This is a genomic window from Streptomyces iranensis, from assembly GCF_017874715.1.
In the GTDB taxonomy this organism is placed as follows: domain Bacteria; phylum Actinomycetota; class Actinomycetes; order Streptomycetales; family Streptomycetaceae; genus Streptomyces; species Streptomyces iranensis.
Window position 1 is genome coordinate 135,227 of sequence record NZ_JAGGLR010000004.1, and the last position, 15,389, is coordinate 150,615.

At 72.0% G+C, this 15,389-nt stretch carries 14 protein-coding genes; 3 read left to right on the forward strand and 11 right to left on the reverse strand.

From position 1 onward, the window contains the following. Window positions 1-125 precede the first annotated feature (125 nt). Entirely contained in the window at window positions 126-1,112 is a 987-nt protein-coding gene (locus tag J2Z30_RS08605) for an LLM class flavin-dependent oxidoreductase (RefSeq protein ID WP_044581332.1), read from the forward strand. A 43-nt stretch (window positions 1,113-1,155) separates the two neighbouring features. On the opposite strand, the gene J2Z30_RS08610 is transcribed toward J2Z30_RS08605, so the two are convergent. The 4 genes from J2Z30_RS08610 to J2Z30_RS08625 form a co-directional block, all read right to left on the reverse strand. Then, on the reverse strand, window positions 1,156-2,574 hold the full coding sequence (locus J2Z30_RS08610; protein WP_044569570.1) for a sugar porter family MFS transporter: 1,419 nt from the start codon (window positions 2,572-2,574) through the stop codon (window positions 1,156-1,158). A 216-nt stretch (window positions 2,575-2,790) separates the two neighbouring features. Then, the gene (locus J2Z30_RS08615; RefSeq protein WP_044569571.1) at window positions 2,791-7,251 is read right to left on the reverse strand and encodes a chromosome segregation SMC family protein; all 4,461 of its coding nucleotides are present in this window, start codon (window positions 7,249-7,251) and stop codon (window positions 2,791-2,793) included. A gap of 240 nt (window positions 7,252-7,491) precedes the next feature. Further along, window positions 7,492-7,698: a hypothetical protein gene (locus J2Z30_RS08620; protein ID WP_020868169.1), complete on the reverse strand. Its 207-nt coding sequence runs from the start codon at window positions 7,696-7,698 to the stop codon at window positions 7,492-7,494. A gap of 373 nt (window positions 7,699-8,071) precedes the next feature. Beyond that, on the reverse strand, window positions 8,072-8,353 hold the full coding sequence (locus J2Z30_RS08625) for an acylphosphatase (protein ID WP_037948581.1): 282 nt from the start codon (window positions 8,351-8,353) through the stop codon (window positions 8,072-8,074). A 191-nt stretch (window positions 8,354-8,544) separates the two neighbouring features. Between J2Z30_RS08625 and J2Z30_RS08630 the strand changes: the two genes are divergently transcribed. Next, the gene (locus J2Z30_RS08630; protein ID WP_044569574.1) at window positions 8,545-9,489 is read left to right on the forward strand and encodes a CAP domain-containing protein; all 945 of its coding nucleotides are present in this window, start codon (window positions 8,545-8,547) and stop codon (window positions 9,487-9,489) included. Between the two features lie 162 nt (window positions 9,490-9,651). After that, window positions 9,652-10,131, forward strand: a complete 480-nt coding sequence (locus tag J2Z30_RS08635; protein ID WP_044569575.1) for a winged helix-turn-helix transcriptional regulator — start codon at window positions 9,652-9,654, stop codon at window positions 10,129-10,131. Here J2Z30_RS08635 and mutM read toward each other — a convergent pair. The 7 genes from mutM to rsmD all read right to left on the reverse strand — a co-directional run bounded on the left by mutM (window position 10,041) and on the right by rsmD (window position 15,294). Beyond that, entirely contained in the window at window positions 10,041-10,979 is a 939-nt protein-coding gene (gene mutM / locus J2Z30_RS08640) for a bifunctional DNA-formamidopyrimidine glycosylase/DNA-(apurinic or apyrimidinic site) lyase (RefSeq protein WP_044569577.1), read from the reverse strand. The genes J2Z30_RS08635 and mutM overlap by 91 nt on opposite strands. Before the next feature lie 125 nt (window positions 10,980-11,104). Further along, the gene (rnc, locus tag J2Z30_RS08645; protein ID WP_044569578.1) at window positions 11,105-11,941 is read right to left on the reverse strand and encodes a ribonuclease III; all 837 of its coding nucleotides are present in this window, start codon (window positions 11,939-11,941) and stop codon (window positions 11,105-11,107) included. Between the two features lie 19 nt (window positions 11,942-11,960). Further along, on the reverse strand, window positions 11,961-12,134 hold the full coding sequence (gene rpmF, locus J2Z30_RS08650) for a 50S ribosomal protein L32 (RefSeq protein WP_037948573.1): 174 nt from the start codon (window positions 12,132-12,134) through the stop codon (window positions 11,961-11,963). Between the two features lie 2 nt (window positions 12,135-12,136). Then, complete coding sequence (locus tag J2Z30_RS08655; RefSeq protein ID WP_044569579.1) at window positions 12,137-12,727, reverse strand: YceD family protein; 591 nt, start codon at window positions 12,725-12,727, stop codon at window positions 12,137-12,139. Window positions 12,728-13,019: 292 nt separating this feature from the next. Next, window positions 13,020-14,093, reverse strand: a complete 1,074-nt coding sequence (locus J2Z30_RS08660) for a F0F1 ATP synthase subunit B family protein (RefSeq protein ID WP_044569580.1) — start codon at window positions 14,091-14,093, stop codon at window positions 13,020-13,022. 107 nt (window positions 14,094-14,200) lie between these two features. Continuing rightward, the gene (coaD, locus tag J2Z30_RS08665) at window positions 14,201-14,710 is read right to left on the reverse strand and encodes a pantetheine-phosphate adenylyltransferase (RefSeq protein WP_044569581.1); all 510 of its coding nucleotides are present in this window, start codon (window positions 14,708-14,710) and stop codon (window positions 14,201-14,203) included. After that, entirely contained in the window at window positions 14,707-15,294 is a 588-nt protein-coding gene (gene rsmD, locus J2Z30_RS08670; RefSeq protein WP_044569582.1) for a 16S rRNA (guanine(966)-N(2))-methyltransferase RsmD, read from the reverse strand. Before rsmD ends, coaD begins: the two co-directional genes overlap by 4 nt. Between the last annotated feature and the right edge of the window lie 95 nt (window positions 15,295-15,389).

Sequence of the window (15,389 nt, forward strand, 5' to 3'; positions counted from 1 at the left end):
GGCACATGAGTCATCCGCCCCGGCCGTGCCCGTGCGGTGGGCCGAACGGGCCATGACGGTGGCTATTTGACGGCCCGTCAGCTACGGTCCGGCTGCCGCGTCCCATGACGAAGGAGGACATCCGCATGCCCGTCACGGTCGTACGCCTCAACCTCGTCGATCCCGACGCGACCCCGCGCGGACTGTCCGAGCGATACCGCGCCGCACTGGAGATGGCGGCCTTCGCCGATGAGCGGGGCATCTCCACCCTCCAGACCGAGGAGCACCACGGGTCCCCCGACAACTGGCTGCCCGCCCCGCTGGCCTTCGCGGGCACGCTGCTGGGCGCCACCCGCCGGATCACCGTCACCGTCTCGGCGCTGATCGCGCCGCTGTACGACCCGCTGCGGCTCGCCGAGGACCTCGCCGTGCTGGATCTGGCCAGTGGCGGGCGGCTGATCACGGTGGCCGGGATCGGCTACCGGCCGGAGGAGTACGCGGCCCTGGGCACGGACTGGAAGCGGCGCGGCGCGCTCCAGGACGAGGCGCTGGAGACGCTGCTCGCGGCCTGGACGGGCGAGCCCTTCGAGCACCGGGGCCGCACCGTCCGGATCACCCCGCGCCCGTACACCCGGCCGCATCCGCCGCTGCTGATCGGCGGCAGTTCCCAGGCGGCGGCCCGCCGCGCGGCGCGCCTGGGCCTGCCGTTCTTCCCCAGCGCGCATCTGCCGGAGCTGGAGGCGTACTACCACGCGCGGCGGGAGGAGTACGGCACCGAGGGCTGGTGTCTGATGCCCCCGGCGGCCACCCCGCTGCTGCATCTGTCCGAGGACCCGGACCGGGCCTGGGAGGAGTACGGCACCCATCTGCTGTACGAGGCGCGCAGATACGCGTCCTGGCAGCAGGGCACGGTGCGCTCGGCGGTGCGTTCACGGGCCGAGGATGTGGCGGCGCTGCGCCGTGAGGGCGTCTACCGCATCGTCACCCCGGAGGAGTGCGTGGCGCTTGCGGAGGAGGGCGGCGAGATGGCGAGTCTGGTGCTCCATCCGCTGTGCGGCGGGATGCCGGTCGAGGAGGGCTGGCGGTCCCTGCGGCTGTTCGCGGAACGAGTGCTGCCCCGCCTCAAGGACTGAGGCGGGGCAGTTCTCCTGTTGCGAGGAGTGGGCGGCGGGGGGGTTAGCCCATCTCCTCCAACGCCTTGCCCTTGGTCTCCGGCACCCACTTGAGGATGAACGGGATCGAGAGCAGGGCGAAGGCCGTGTACATGATGTACGTACCCGACAGGTTCCAGTCCGACAGGCTCGGGAAGCTGGCGATGATGGCCCAGTTGGCGATCCACTGGGCGGAGGCGGCGACACCGAGGCCGGCGGCGCGGATCTTGTTCGGGAACATCTCGCCGAGCAGGACCCAGACCACCACGCCCCACGAGAGGGCGAAGAACAGCACGAAGGAGTGGGCCGCGATCAGCGCCAGGACACCCTCGGCGTGCGGCAGCTTGCCGTCCACCAGGTGCGCCGAGAAGGCCCAGGCCACCAGGGCGAGGGAGACGGCCATGCCCACGGAGCCGATGAGCGCGAGCGGCTTGCGGCCGACCCGGTCGACGAAGATCATCGCGATCACGGTGCCGAGGATGTTGATGATCGACGTGGTGAAGGAGTAGAAGAACGAGCTGCTCGGGTCGACGCCGACAGACTGCCACAGCGTCGAGGAGTAGTAGAACGCCACGTTGATGCCGACGAGCTGCTGGAAGACCGAGAGCCCGACGCCGATCCAGACGATGGGCAGCAGACCGAACCGGCCGCCGAGGAGGTCCTTGAAGGTCGACTTCTCCTCACTGCGCATGGCCCGGTCGATCTCGGCGACCCGCACATCGAGGTCCACGGTCTTGCCCTCGACCTCCTCCAGGACCTGCTTGGCCTGGGCGGTGCGGCCGACGGAGATCAGGAAGCGGGGCGACTCGGGGATGGCGAAGGACAGCAGCCCGTAGAGGATGGCCGGGATGATCATGACGCCGAGCATCCACTGCCATGCCTCCAGACCGGCGATCTGCCCGCGCTGGTCTCCGTCGGCGAGGTTGAGGATGCCCCAGTTGACGAGCTGGGAGATGGCGATGCCGACGACGATCGCGGCCTGCTGGAACGAGGCGAGCCGGCCGCGGTAGGCGGGCGGGGCGACCTCGGCGATGTAGGCCGGGCCGATCACCGAGGCCATGCCGATGCCGACGCCGCCGAGCACCCGCCAGAAGGCCAGGTCCCACAGCGAGAAGGGCAGCGCCGAGCCGACCGCGCTGATCGTGAAGAGGGCGGCGGCGATCTGCATGACGCGGATCCGGCCGATCCGGTCGGCTATCCGGCCCGCGGTGGCGGCGCCGATGGCCGAGCCGATCAGGGCGATGGCCACGACCTGGGCGAGGGCCGCGGAGCCGATGTCGTACTTGCCGCGGATGGCTTCGACCGCTCCGTTGATCACCGAGCTGTCGTAGCCGAAGAGAAAGCCGCCCATCGCGGCGGCTGCGGTGATGAAGATGACGTGGCCGAGGTGATCCGGCTGGGCCTTGCGGCCCTCGGCTCCCTGTGCCTGCACGGTGGTGGACAACGTGAACTCCTGACGCCCGCCCGGCAACGGCGCCGGACGTGGGGGAACGGCTGACCCTTCCAGCGGTCGCTACTAAGGCGTCAACCACCACTTGAAGGTAAAAGCAACGTTGCAGAGACTATTCCTTCAAGTTTCGAAGTCAATAGGGTGTGACGAAGAAATCGCTCCAGTACGTCGACACGCGGGAGCAAGTCTTGACTTCAAGTATTGAAACGGTCACCGCAAGCGCTGGCTGATGACCTTCGAGACGCCGTCACCCTGCATGGAGACGCCGTACAGCGCGTCGGCGACCTCCATCGTCCGCTTCTGGTGGGTGATCACGATCAGCTGGGAAGCCTCCTGGAGCTCCTGCATGATCCGGATCAGCCGCTGCAGGTTGGTGTCGTCGAGCGCCGCCTCGACCTCGTCCATCACATAGAACGGGCTCGGCCGCGCCTTGAAGATCGACACCAGCAGGGCCACGGCGGTCAGCGAGCGCTCACCGCCCGACAGCAGCGACAGCCGCTTGACCTTCTTGCCCGGCGGCCGGGCCTCCACGTCCACGCCCGTGGTCAGCATGTTCTCGGGGTCGGTCAGCACCAGCCGCCCCTCCCCGCCCGGGAACAGCCGCGAGAAGACGCCCTCGAACTCGCGCGCGGTGTCCTGGTACGCCTCGGTGAAGACCTGCTCGACCCGCTCGTCGACCTCCTTGACCACCTGGAGGAGATCGGCCCGGGTCTTCTTGAGGTCCTCCAGCTGCTCGCTCAGGAACTGATGCCGCTCCTCCAGCGCCGCGAACTCCTCGAGCGCCAGCGGATTGACCTTGCCGAGCTGCTGGTACGCGCGCTCCGCGACCTTCAGCCGCTTCTCCTGCTGCGCTCTTACGTACCGCACCGGCTGGTTGCGCGGATCCTCAGGATCCTCCGGCAACACCTCGCCCTCGGCGGGCGGGGACGGCGGGACGAGCTGGTCGGGGCCGTATTCGGCGATCAGCCCGGCCGGTTCGACACCCAGCTCCTCCAGCGCCTTGGTCTCCAGCTGCTCGATCCGCATCCGCTTCTCGGCGCCCAGCACCTCGCCCCGGTGCACCGAATCGGTCAGCTTGTCCAGCTCGCTCTTGAGGTCACGCCCCTGGCCGCGGGCGGCGTCCAGCTCCCGCTCGCGCTCGGCCTTGGCGCGCTCCGCGACGTCCCGCTCCTGCTCGGCCCGTACCAGCGACACCTCGACATGCGCCAGCAGCTGACGGGCGCCGGCGGCCACGGCCGACGCCACCTCGGCCTCATGGCGCAGCCGGGCGCGCCGCTGCTCGGCGCGCGTCCGGGCCTCGCGCTCGGCGCGCGCGCCCCGGTCGAGCGCGTCGGCCCGCCCCGCGAGCCCCTTGACGCGCTCCTCATGCGTACGGACCTGGAGCCGCGCCTCCATCTCGGTCTGCCGGGCGTTCGCGCCGTCGGCCGCCAGCCGGTCCCGTACCGAGGTGTCCGGCTCCTCCTCGCCCGGCTCCTCCTCCGCCACGGCCAGTCGTTCGGCGAGCTCCTCGGCCTCCTCGGTCGCCCGCTCCAGCGCCTCCTCGGCCCTGGCGACCGCCGCGGTGCTCCGCTCGGCCTCCCCGGCGGCCCCGCGCGCCTGCCCGGCCAACCGGCCCAGCGACTGCGCGACCCGCGACTTCTCCCGGTCCGCCGCGCTCCGGCGGCCCGCCAGCTCCTCGACGAGCGCCAGGCACTCGGCCCGCCGCTCCTGCGCCGCGCGCTGCGCCCCGGCCAGCTCCTCGCACCGTACGGCGAGCCGCTCGAGCTCCGCCGCGGCCTCGTCGACGGACGCCTGCACCTCCAGCAGCGTGGGCGCCCCGGCGGACCCGCCCTGTGCGAAATGCGCCCCGAGCAGATCGCCCTCGGCGGTCACGGCCGTCAACTCCGGCCGCCGCGCGAGCAGTTCCTCGGCCTCCTCCAGGCTCTCGACCACCACCATGCCATCGAGCAACCGCCTTACGGCGGGCAGCAGCGCGGCCGGCCCCGCCACCAAATCCGCCACCCGCGGCGACGCTTCGACGGCCGCGGCCCGCCCGCCCGGCTCGTCCCCGGGTCCGACGCCCGGTACGGCCGCCGCTCCCCCGGCGGGCTGCGGCACCCGCGCGGAAACGACCGCCGCGGACGCCCCACCGGCGGCGGACGCCCCACCGGCGGCGGCGACCGCGGCACCGGGCTCGGTCGCGGCCGGGCCGCCGCCGGGCGCCGTAAGGGGCTCGCGCCCCTCGCTCGCGGCCTCCGTGTCGTCCCGGCGTGCGGAGTCGGCCCCCGGCACCCGCGTGCCGGGCACTGCGGCGGCACTGTCAGCCGTCTCGGTGGAGTCGTCCGTCCGGCCGTCCGGCGCGGCGGCCGGTGAACCGGCCCTGGCTGTGGGGTCGTTCCGGCGCCCGGGATCGGCACCCGGCACCCGCGTGCCGGGCACCGCGGCGGCGCCGTCAGCCGCGCCGGGAGACGCCCCCGCACCATCGGCGGCGGCCTGCGGCGCGCCCGGACCGCCGGGCTCCGGCGCGCCACCCGGCCGAGGGCCCTCATCGGAGCCGGAGGACCCCGTCACCGGACCGTCCGAAGACCGCGTGCCCGGTACGGCGGCAGCGCCGTCAGCCGTCTCGGAGGGGCCCTCGGGCGTGGGCGCGGCAGCCGGGAAACCGGCCCCGGCCGTGGGCGTTTCGGTGCCCGCGCCCGGCGCCGCGCCCGGCTCGAACGGGGGAACGAGGGCCCCGGACGCCGCCGGGGTGACCGCCGATCGCGGCACGGGCCCCTGGCCCGGCCCGCTCGGCCCAGTCCCCTCGGCGCGCGTGCCCGGCACGTGGGCGCCACCCGGCGCGGGCGAGCCGGAGCCGCCGTGATCCGAGGCGGCGGACGGGGACTCCGCGAGGGCGGTGGACGAGGACTCCGCGAGGGCGGCGGACGGAAACTCCGCCAGGTTGGCCGACGAGGGCTCCTCCCCCTCCGCGGCCGGCGTCGTCAGCAGCAGGGCGGCGCGGCCGGCGTCGTCGGCCCTCAGGAGGCGGATCGCCTCGGCGGCCGCGTGGGGGCCGCTGACGGCGATCGCGTCGGCGGCGGCGCCCAGGGCCGTGGCGACGGGCATCTCGAAGCCCGGGGTCACGGTGAGGAGTTCGGCGGCGGGGCCCAGGAGTCCGCCGAGGCGGTCGGCGGCGGCCATAAGGGCGCCCGTGCCGTCCTTACGGCGCAAGCCGAGGGCGAGGGCGTCATGCCGGGCGGAGGTGGCCGCGCGCTCGCGTTCGGCGGCCGTGGCCGCCTCGCGGGCCGCGCTCAGCGCGGTCTCCGCCTCGGCGAGCTCGCGCTTCGCGGCCTCGTGGCGCTCCGCCAATTCCGCGTCATCCGCGTCGAGTCCGTCGACCTCCGCCTTCAGCTGCTCGTACTCCTCCTGTGCGGCGACCGCCCGGGTCTGTGCCTCGTCGCGGGACGCGGCCAGCCGCTCGATCTCGGCGCGGGCCGAACCGGCCCGGCCGCGGGCGGCGTTCACCTGGCCCTGGAGCCGGGCGAGCCCTTCGCGGCGGTCGGCGATGGCGCGGGCCACGTCCTTGAGCCGGCGCTCCTCCTCGGCCAGGCTCCGCTCGAGCTCGGCCCGGTGCTCCACGGTGTCGTCCAGCGCCCGGCTCGCCGCCTCCAGGGCGGCCTCCAGTTCGGCCTCCTGCTCCCGGATGCGGGCCGCCTCGCGCTCCATGTCCTCGGGGTCACGGCCGCGCCGCTCCTCCCCGGGGGCGGAGGTGGCGCTCTTGATGCGGGCGTCCGCCAGGCTGATCGTGCCGCGCACCCGCTCGGCGAGCTGCGAGAGCTCGTACCAGGTCTGCTGGGCGTCCCGGAGCCGCGGCGCGAGCCGCCGCACCTGCTCCTCCAGCGCCGCCTCGCGCTGCTGCGCGGTGCGCAGATCGGTCTCGGCGGCCTCCTTGCGCCGCTTGAGCTCGGCCTCGTCGGCGACCTCGGCGCGCAGCGCCTCGCGCAGGGTCACCAGGTCGTCGGCGAGCAGCCGCAGCCGGGCGTCGCGCAGATCGGCCTGGATGACGGCGGCCCGCCGGGCCACCGCGGCCTGCCGGCCGAGCGGCTTGAGCTGGCGGCGCAGTTCGTCGGTGAGGTCCTGGACGCGGGCGAGGTTGGCCTGCATCGCGTCCAGCTTCCGCAGCGCCTTCTCCTTGCGCTTGCGGTGCTTGAGAACGCCCGCGGCCTCCTCGATGAAGGCGCGGCGGCCGGTCGGGTCGGCGTGCAGCACCCCGTCGAGCTGGCCCTGCCCGACGATGACGTGCATCTCACGGCCGATACCGGAGTCCGAGAGCAGCTCCTGGATGTCCAGCAGCCGACAGGTGTCCCCGTTGAGCTGGTACTCGCTGCCGCCGTTGCGGAACATGATCCGCGTGATGGTGACTTCGGCGTAGTCGATGGGCAGTGCCCCATCGGCGTTGTCGATGGTGAGCGAGACCTCGGCGCGGCCGAGCGGGGGACGGCCGGTGGTACCGGCGAAGATGACGTCCTCCATCTTGCCGCCGCGCAGCGACTTGGCACCCTGTTCGCCCATAACCCAGGAAAGAGCGTCCACGACATTGGACTTGCCCGAGCCATTGGGGCCGACGACGCAGGTGATACCCGGCTCGAACCGGAGCGTCGTGGCGGAGGCGAAGGATTTGAACCCTCGCAGGGTCAGGCTCTTGAGATGCACGCCTTTGGACTCTACCCGCCGCACTTCCTCCGGCACCGTCCCATGACGGTGGCGCGGCGCACCCGTCCCGGCTTTTTCTCCGTTTCAGCAATGATCGGTTTCACCGCTGGAAGAGAGGGGCACATCAGTCGGTAAGGGTGGCTCGGAGGCAACACTGGGGATACGACGAAGGGACGCCGAAGCGTCCCTTGAAGATTCTCAAGCGGCTGACGATGCAGCCCGACCGGCCCTGGGGCTGGGTCAGGCGAGCGCAGGCTCCGCCTGGGATACGTCGAAGCTTTCGAGCAGCGAGTCGCCGTGACGAGCGGCGGCGGACAGCGCGTCGTTCTCGGCCTGAATCCGAACGATCTCGGATTCAAGGTCCTGGACGCGCTGCTGAAGCCGTCGCATCTCGGCGAGGACTCGGGGGTCGGAACCGCCGACGTAACCGAGAAGCGCCTTTGCCATGATGGATGGTCCTCCACACTGAGTGACCGACCGAAGCGGTGTGGGTCGTGAGGGAATTTGCACCCGCGCTGCCTGCCGAATTTACTACCGTGCTGCGCGGCAAACAGTTAAGGTGCGCGGGGCTTCCAGCGTCTCACCAATTGGTTTGAGGGTCAACACGATCACACGCCGACGGGCCCGGCAGGGGCCGAGAGCACACTGGCGGCGGACGGTCCCGCCCCTCTCCAGATGACCCCTCGCGGTCGGGGATCTTTCGTGACTCCGCAGCCTTCCATGGAGCGGCCCCGTTGGCAACCATCAGCCGATTTCTGCTCACGGTGCGCAGGGAAGGCGTGGTCAGAGGGGGCCGCGGAGGGTGTCACCGGGGAGTTGATCAACGGATCTCGAAGGCGTCGTAGCCGCCGCGCGGTGTGTCCCAGATCTCGGTGATTCCCTCGACTTTCCCGGGCGTGTCGCCGTCCCGGAGCCATTCGAGCAGCTGTTCGCACTCCGCGCGCGGGCCCTCCGCGACCACCTGCACCCGCCCGTCGGCGAGGTTGGACGCGAAGCCGACGAGGTCCCCGATGCGCAGTGCGTTGGCCCGGGTGTACCAACGGAAGCCGACACCCTGGACGCGGCCGCGGACCCACACGGTGAGGCGGACTCTTTCGTTCATATGCGCACGCTAACCCCCCGTCCGAGCAGCCGCTAAACCATCGAATTGCCCAGTAGGCAGGCGCGTTGGGGCCCGAATGGCGTACAGTCCCGGCTCAACAGGACTCACCCACACGAGTGATACATGGCTCGCGCACACGAGTGACACATTTCGAGCGACTTTTGACGCCGAGCACACAAGGAAGGCAGGAGATGGGCCGCCATCGACGATCTGCCCCCGGTACCCCGGCGCAGGTGGCCGCCGCAGGCCGCCACCGGGGACCGCACCGGAGCCCCCTCGCTCCGGTCCGGACCGGACTGTTGGGCGTGTCCGCCGCTGTCGCGGTCGGCGCCGTGGCGATGGCCTCCGGACTCGGTCCGAACGGCTACGAACTAGGCGGGGGCAATGACTCCGCCGGACAGGTCCAGGCGGGCGGTCCCCCGGACTCCGGCCTGGAGACACAGGGCTCGCAGTCCGCGACCCCCACCGATCGCGGCACGGTGCCGCCCAGCCGTGGTGACGATCGTCCTCACGCACCCTCCACGACTCCCTCCAGGACCCCCGCCAAGCCCTCTGAGACGCCCTCCACCACCCCACCGGAGCAGCCGGGGCCCTCCCAGCCCTCCGGGAACGACCGGCCCGGCGGAAACGGCAAGGGCAAGGGAAGCGACAACGGCAACGGCAAGGGCGGCGCGAACGGCGGCGGGCACGGCAAGCCGTCGCAGACGCCCTCGACGGAGCCGACCGCACCCGAACCCCCGGCGGAGTCGGCCGGCCCCGAGACCGCCTCGGAGGCCGAAGTCCTCACCCTCGTCAACAAAGAGCGCAAGAAGGTCGGCTGCGACCCCGTGACGGCCGACTCCAAACTCACCCAGCTGGCCGAGGACTTCAGCGAGGACATGTCCCTGCGGCAGTTCTTCGACCACATCAACCCCGACGGCGACAGCCCGTGGGAGCGCGCCGAGGGCGCGGGCATCCTGGACCTGGGCGGGGAGAACATCGCCCGCGGCCAGTCGGACGCACAGTCCGTGATGGACTCGTGGATGAACAGCTCCGGCCATCGCGCCAACATCCTCAACTGCTCGTTCAAGCGACTGGGCGTCGGCGCGCACTTCGGCGACGGCGGCCCCTGGTGGACCCAGGACTTCGGCTACTGAGCCACTGAGCGGAGCCCCCGAGCGGGCCTCCGCATCCGGCCATGCGTGAAAGCCCGGGGCGTACGAAAGCGCCCCGGGCTTTCATATGCCCGTACGCGCACCACGCTCACCAGCCGAAAGCGCGACCCTGGAGTCAGCGCTGAGTGCGCGTATGGTGTGGGTATGGACAGTGAACCCACTGGCGGGGCGTCCACCACGGCGGACGCGGAGAACCTGGCCTTCGACGTGTTCGCCCGTGCCTGCCCCTCACGCGGCACGCTGGAGCACGTCACCGGCAAATGGGGCGGCCTCATCCTGAGCGCGCTCCACGACAGCACCTTCCGCTTCAACGAGCTGCGGCGGCGGGTCGACGGCGTCAGCGAGAAGATGCTGTCCCAGACGCTGCACGCGCTGGAGCGCGACGGTCTGGTGCACCGCGAGGCGCAGCCGACCAACCCGCCCCGGGTGGACTACCGGCTGACCCCGCTGGGCAGCGCGGTCGCCGAGCGGCTGCTGGCCCTCATCCATCTGGTCGAGGACCGGATGCCCGAGGTGCTGACGGCCCAGGAGCGCTACGACACCACGCGCGCCGGGAGCGGCGAGGCGGCGGCCGCGCGGGACGCCGGACGGGCCTCCGTGGTGGCCGGGCGCGGCGGGCGCTGACAGCGCGGGCAGAAGTAGCTGGAGCGGTTCATCCAGGGGCGGCGGCGCATCGCGGTGCCGCAGCGGCGGCACGGCTCGTCCTCCCGGCCGTAGGCGTCCAGGGAGCGCTCGAAGTACCCCGACTCGCCGTTCACGTTCACATAGAGGCTGTCGAAGCTGGTGCCGCCGACGGCGAGCGCGGCGGTCATCACCTCGCGCACATGGTCCAGGAGTTCGGCGGCGCGCGGCCGGGTGAGGGTGGCCGTGGGCCGGTCGTAGTGCAGCCGGGCGCGCCACAGCGCCTCGTCGGCGTAGATGTTGCCGACCCCGCTGATCAGTGACTGGTCCAGCAGCGCGCGCTTGATCGTGGTGCGCCGGCGGCGCAGCGCGAGGTGGAAGGCGGCCTCGTCGAAGACGGGGTCCAGCGGGTCGCGGGCGATGTGCGCGATGGCGTCCGGCAGCCCCTCCAGGTCGCCGGGGACGGTGTCGTGCAGCGAGAGCCCGCCGAAGGTGCGCTGGTCGACGAAGCGCAGCTCGGTGCCCGCCTCGTCGGCGAAGCGGACCCGGATGCGCAGATGCTTCTCGTCGGGCGCCTCGGCCGGCTGGACCAGCAGCTGCCCGCTCATCCCGAGGTGGGCCAGGACGGACTCGACGGGGGCGTCGTCGTCGAACGGCAGCCACAGGTACTTGCCGCGGCGCCGGACGGTCCCGGCGCGGCGGCCCCGGAGGCGGGCCGCGAAGTCCTCCGCGCCGCCGAGATGGCGGCGGACCGCGCGGGGGTGCAGCACCTGGACCTCGGCGACCGTACGGCCGCTGACCCAGCGCTCCAGTCCGCGGCGGACCACCTCGACCTCGGGCAGCTCGGGCAACGGGGGCCTCCTTAAGCCTTCGTGCCCTCACCGCCCCCGGGCGGAACGGCCGGGCGGGCCGTCCGCCGCGGGGGCGGTGAGAGGTGTTACGGACGTGATGGACGGTGTGGGTCGGGGAAGGCCGATCAGCGTGCCGGGGAGGCCGTGTCGGCGGCGGCTCCGCCGTCGACCGCCGTGCCCGCGGTTCCGGCGTCGGCCGCCTTGGCCTTCGCCTGGGCCTCGTCGGCGGCCGCACGGATGGCGCGCCAGGCGGCCTCCGCCGCCTGCTGCTCGGCTTCCTTCTTGCTGCGGCCGGTGCCGGTGCCGTACGCGACACCACCGACGCGGGCGGCAGCCGTGAAGGTCTTCTCGTGGTCGGGACCGGTCTCGGAGACCAGGTACTCCGGGACCCCGAGGCCCTCGGTGGCGGTCAGCTCCTGGAGGCTGGTCTTCCAGTCCAGGCCGGCGCCGAGGTTCGAGGACTTCTCGATGAGCGGGTCGAAGAGCCGGTGGACCAGCTCCGCGGCGGCGTCGAGCCCCCGGTCGAGATAGACCGCGCCGATCACCGCTTCAAGGGTGTCGGCGAGGATGGAAGCCTTGTCCCTGCCGCCGGTGCCCTCTTCGCCCCGGCCGAGCCGGATGAAGGCGCCGAGGTCGAGGCCGCGTCCCACCTCCGCGAGCGCGCGCGAGTTCACCACCGCGGCCCGCAGCTTGGCCAGCTGGCCCTCGGGCAGGTCGGGGTGGATGCGGTACAGCGTGTCGGTGACCACCAGGCCGAGCACCGAATCCCCGAGGAATTCCAGTCGCTCGTTGGTGGGCAGCCCGCCGTTCTCGTACGCGAAGGAGCGGTGGGTCAGCGCACGCACCAGAAGGGCGGACTCGAGCTGGTACCCGAGCCGCCCTTCCAGGATCGTGTGAGACGAGGCCGTGTCCGCCTGGGCCGCTTCACCGCGCTTACGCGGAGGCGTGGTGGCGTCTGACATAGAGCCTGTCACCCGCCGATCAGACCTCGAGGACCTGGCGGCGGTTGTAGGTGCCGCAGCTCGGGCACGCGATGTGCTGCTGCTTCGGCTCGTGGCAGCGCTCGCACGCCACCAGGTTGGGGACCGCAGCCTTCCACTGCGACCGGCGGTGGCGCGTGTTGCTGCGCGACATCTTCCGCTTCGGAACAGCCACGGCTACTTCTCCTGTGAGTCATCCCCGCGCTCGCGGGGTGCGTTGTCCTTCTCGCCGTCCCTCATGGTCTCGGCGAGTCCCTGCAGTGCCGCCCAACGGATGTCGGCGGACTCGTGGTGGTGGTCGGGGTCGTCCGCGAGCCGGGCGCCGCAATCGGCGCACAGCCCCGGGCAGTCCTCCCGGCACACCGGCTGCAGCGGCAGTGCGAGCACCACCGCGTCGCGCAGCACGGGTTCGAGGTCGAACAGGTCGGCCTCGAGGAAGAGCATGTCCTCCTCCTCGGCGTCGTCGCCGGTATCCGCTTCGCGGCTCCGGTCGTCGGCGTCGGGGTAGGAGTACATCTCCTGGAAGTCCACTTCGAGCTCTCGCTCCAGCGGCTCCAGACACCTTACGCACTCCCCCATGAGCGGCGCACGGGCGGTGCCTGTGACAAGCACCCCTTCCATGACCGACTCCAGGCGGAGGTCGAGCTCGATCGTCGCGCCCTCCCGCACCCCGATGACCTCGATGCCGAGGCCCTTGGGCGCCACCACGGAGCGGGAGACCCTTTTGAGCGCACCAGGACGACGGCCCAGCTCGCGCGTGTCGAACACGAGAGGGGCACGGTGGTCGAGGCGGGCGTTCAGGGCTTCCTGCTTTCTACGCTGCGGCGGGCCACCCGATCCGTTACGAAACGGGCAGCCGAGATCGCGGACGTACACGCGACCGAAGAGCCAGGATACTGGACGGGCCGCCGTAGACCCAATCCGCCCGGTGGGGAAGGGGTTCTCGCGCCCGGAAGGGGTGCGGGGCCGTGTCGATGTGCGGCTCCGCCGCGCGGGCGCGACCAGCCACGACGGCGCCGCGGTCGGCCGACGACGCATCGCGGCACTTCCCGCGGAGCGCTCAGCGGCCCTGCTCGTACTGGCGGAGCTGATCGAGGTCGATCATGCTCGTGTCGAACAGGCTGGTCTCGTCGAGCGCGGCGCCCGGCTGCTGCTGATGGTGCTGGGGCAGCTGCTGGGGCTGCTGGGGCACGTAGGCCGCGTTCGGGTCGTAGCCCTGGGCCTGGGCCTGCTGCTGCCAGGCATAGGCGTCCTGCTGATAGCCGCCCTGCGCGGCGTACGGGTCCTGCTGTACGTACGCCTGCTGGTAGCCGTACGCGTCCTGCTGCTGATAGCTCGCGGTGGCGGCGTAGTACGCGGCGTCGGCGGCCGCCTGGTCGGGCGGGGCGACGGGCTGGACGAGGTCCGCCTGGGACTGGGCCAGGTCCGCCAGATAGTCGTCGTCGGTGGTCCGCAGGGCCATACCGGCCTCGTCCTGGGCCGCCATATGGGCGCCGAGCTCATCGGCGGGCCGGGCCCCGAGCAGCTTCTGGCGGCCCCGGCCGACCGCCTCCAGGGTCTTGGCGAGGACCGCCGAGACGGCCCCCAGCTTGGTGTCCACGTACTCGTCCGCGCGGTGCCGCAGGGTGGCCGGGTCGGCGCTGCGCTCCGGGCCCTCGTCGGGCTGCCCCAGGCCGTCCTCGGCGCCGGGGGCGCGGCCCAGCAGCTTCTCCCGGCCGCGGTCGACCGAGCCGATGGTCTTGGTGAGCACGACCTCGAAGTTGGCCAGCTTGCTGTCCACGTAGTCGTCGGCCTCGATACGGATCTCCTCGGCCTCCCGGCGGGCCTCGGTGAGGATCCGGTCGGCCTCCTCCTGGGACTTCCGCACCAGCTCGGTGTCCGAGATCAGCGAGGCGCGCTGGGCGTGCGCGGACTCGATGATCCGGCCAGCCTCCCGGTGGGCCTCCTCGACCATCTGGTCCCGGCCGCCGATCAGCTCCTGGGCATGAGCCAGGGAGTCCGGCAGCGCCGCGCGCACCTCTTCGAGCATGGCGAGCAGCTCGGCGCGGTTGATCACGCACGAGGCCGACATGGGCATGGACCGGGCGCCGCCGACGGTATCGACGATCTCGTCGAGCTTCTTCTGCACGTCCACTGTGGGTGCTCGCAGACTGTCTGGATGCGGATGGGTACGGGACACGAACGGGACGACTGTACGACCAGCGGACACCTCCCGGACAGCCGCTGACGGCCCGTCAGCCGCTACTTCCGGCCGAGCCGCTCGGCGAGCGCCTCCAGGACCAGCGGGGGCACCAGATGGGAGACGTCACCGCCCCAGGCCGCAACCTCCTTGACCAGGCTGGAGGAGAGGAAGCTGTAGGTGGGGTTGGTGGGCACGAACAGCGTCTCCACGCCGGAGAGGCCGTTGTTCATCTGGGCCATCTGCAGCTCGTAGTCGAAGTCGCTGACGGCCCGCAGCCCCTTGACGATCGCGGGGATGTCCCGCTGCTTGCAGAAGTCCACCAGGAGGCCGTGGAACGCCTCCACCTGGACGTTTCCGTACTCCTCCGTGGTCTGGCGGAGGAGATCCATCCGCTCGTCCACCGTGAACAGGCCCTGCTTCGACTTGTTGATCATCACGGCGACGTGCACGACGTCATAGAGCTTGGAGGCACGGGCGATGATGTCGAGGTGTCCATTGGTGACGGGGTCGAACGACCCCGGACAGACTGCGCGGCGCAACGGAAGTTCCTCGCTCTCGGGTCCGGTCATGACGCGTTCTCGCACGTCGAGGCGGCGCGACCGTACCAAAGCGTGCCCTCGCCGTAGCGACGGGCCCTGAGCCCCTCGAATCCGGCAGGCCACACGAACTCCCCACCTCGTGTGCTCCGCTCAACGGTGGCCAGCGCGCCCGGCGCGAGCCAGCCCTTCCCCAGGAGTGTGAGGAGTATCTCCCGGAGCTGGCCGTCGGTGACCGCGTAGGGCGGATCCAGGAAAACGACGTCGTACGGGCCGGTGTCGGGGGCCTGTCCGGCGATGGTCTGTTCGGCCTTGCCGGTGCGCAGCTCCGCGCCGGGCAGACCGAGGGTGCGGACGTTCTGACGGATCGTGCGGGCCGCCCGCGGGTCGGACTCGACCAGCAGCGTGTGGGCGGCGCCGCGGGACAGCGCCTCCAGGCCGACCGCGCCTGAGCCGCCGTACAGATCCAGGACGCGGGCCCCGTCCAGCGAGCCGAGCAGCGACTCCCAGGTGGAGAACAGGCCCTCACGCGCCCGGTCCGAGGTGGGTCGGGTGCCGTTTCCCGGCGGCACGGCCAGGCGGCGGCCGCCGGCCGCTCCGGCGATCACGCGGGTCATGGGTGGGGGCCGTCCTTCACGGTGGTCGGGGCAGCGGCGCCGGGTGCCCGTCCGGGCGGGGCCGCCGCATCTCCACGATATGGCGTACCGGGGCG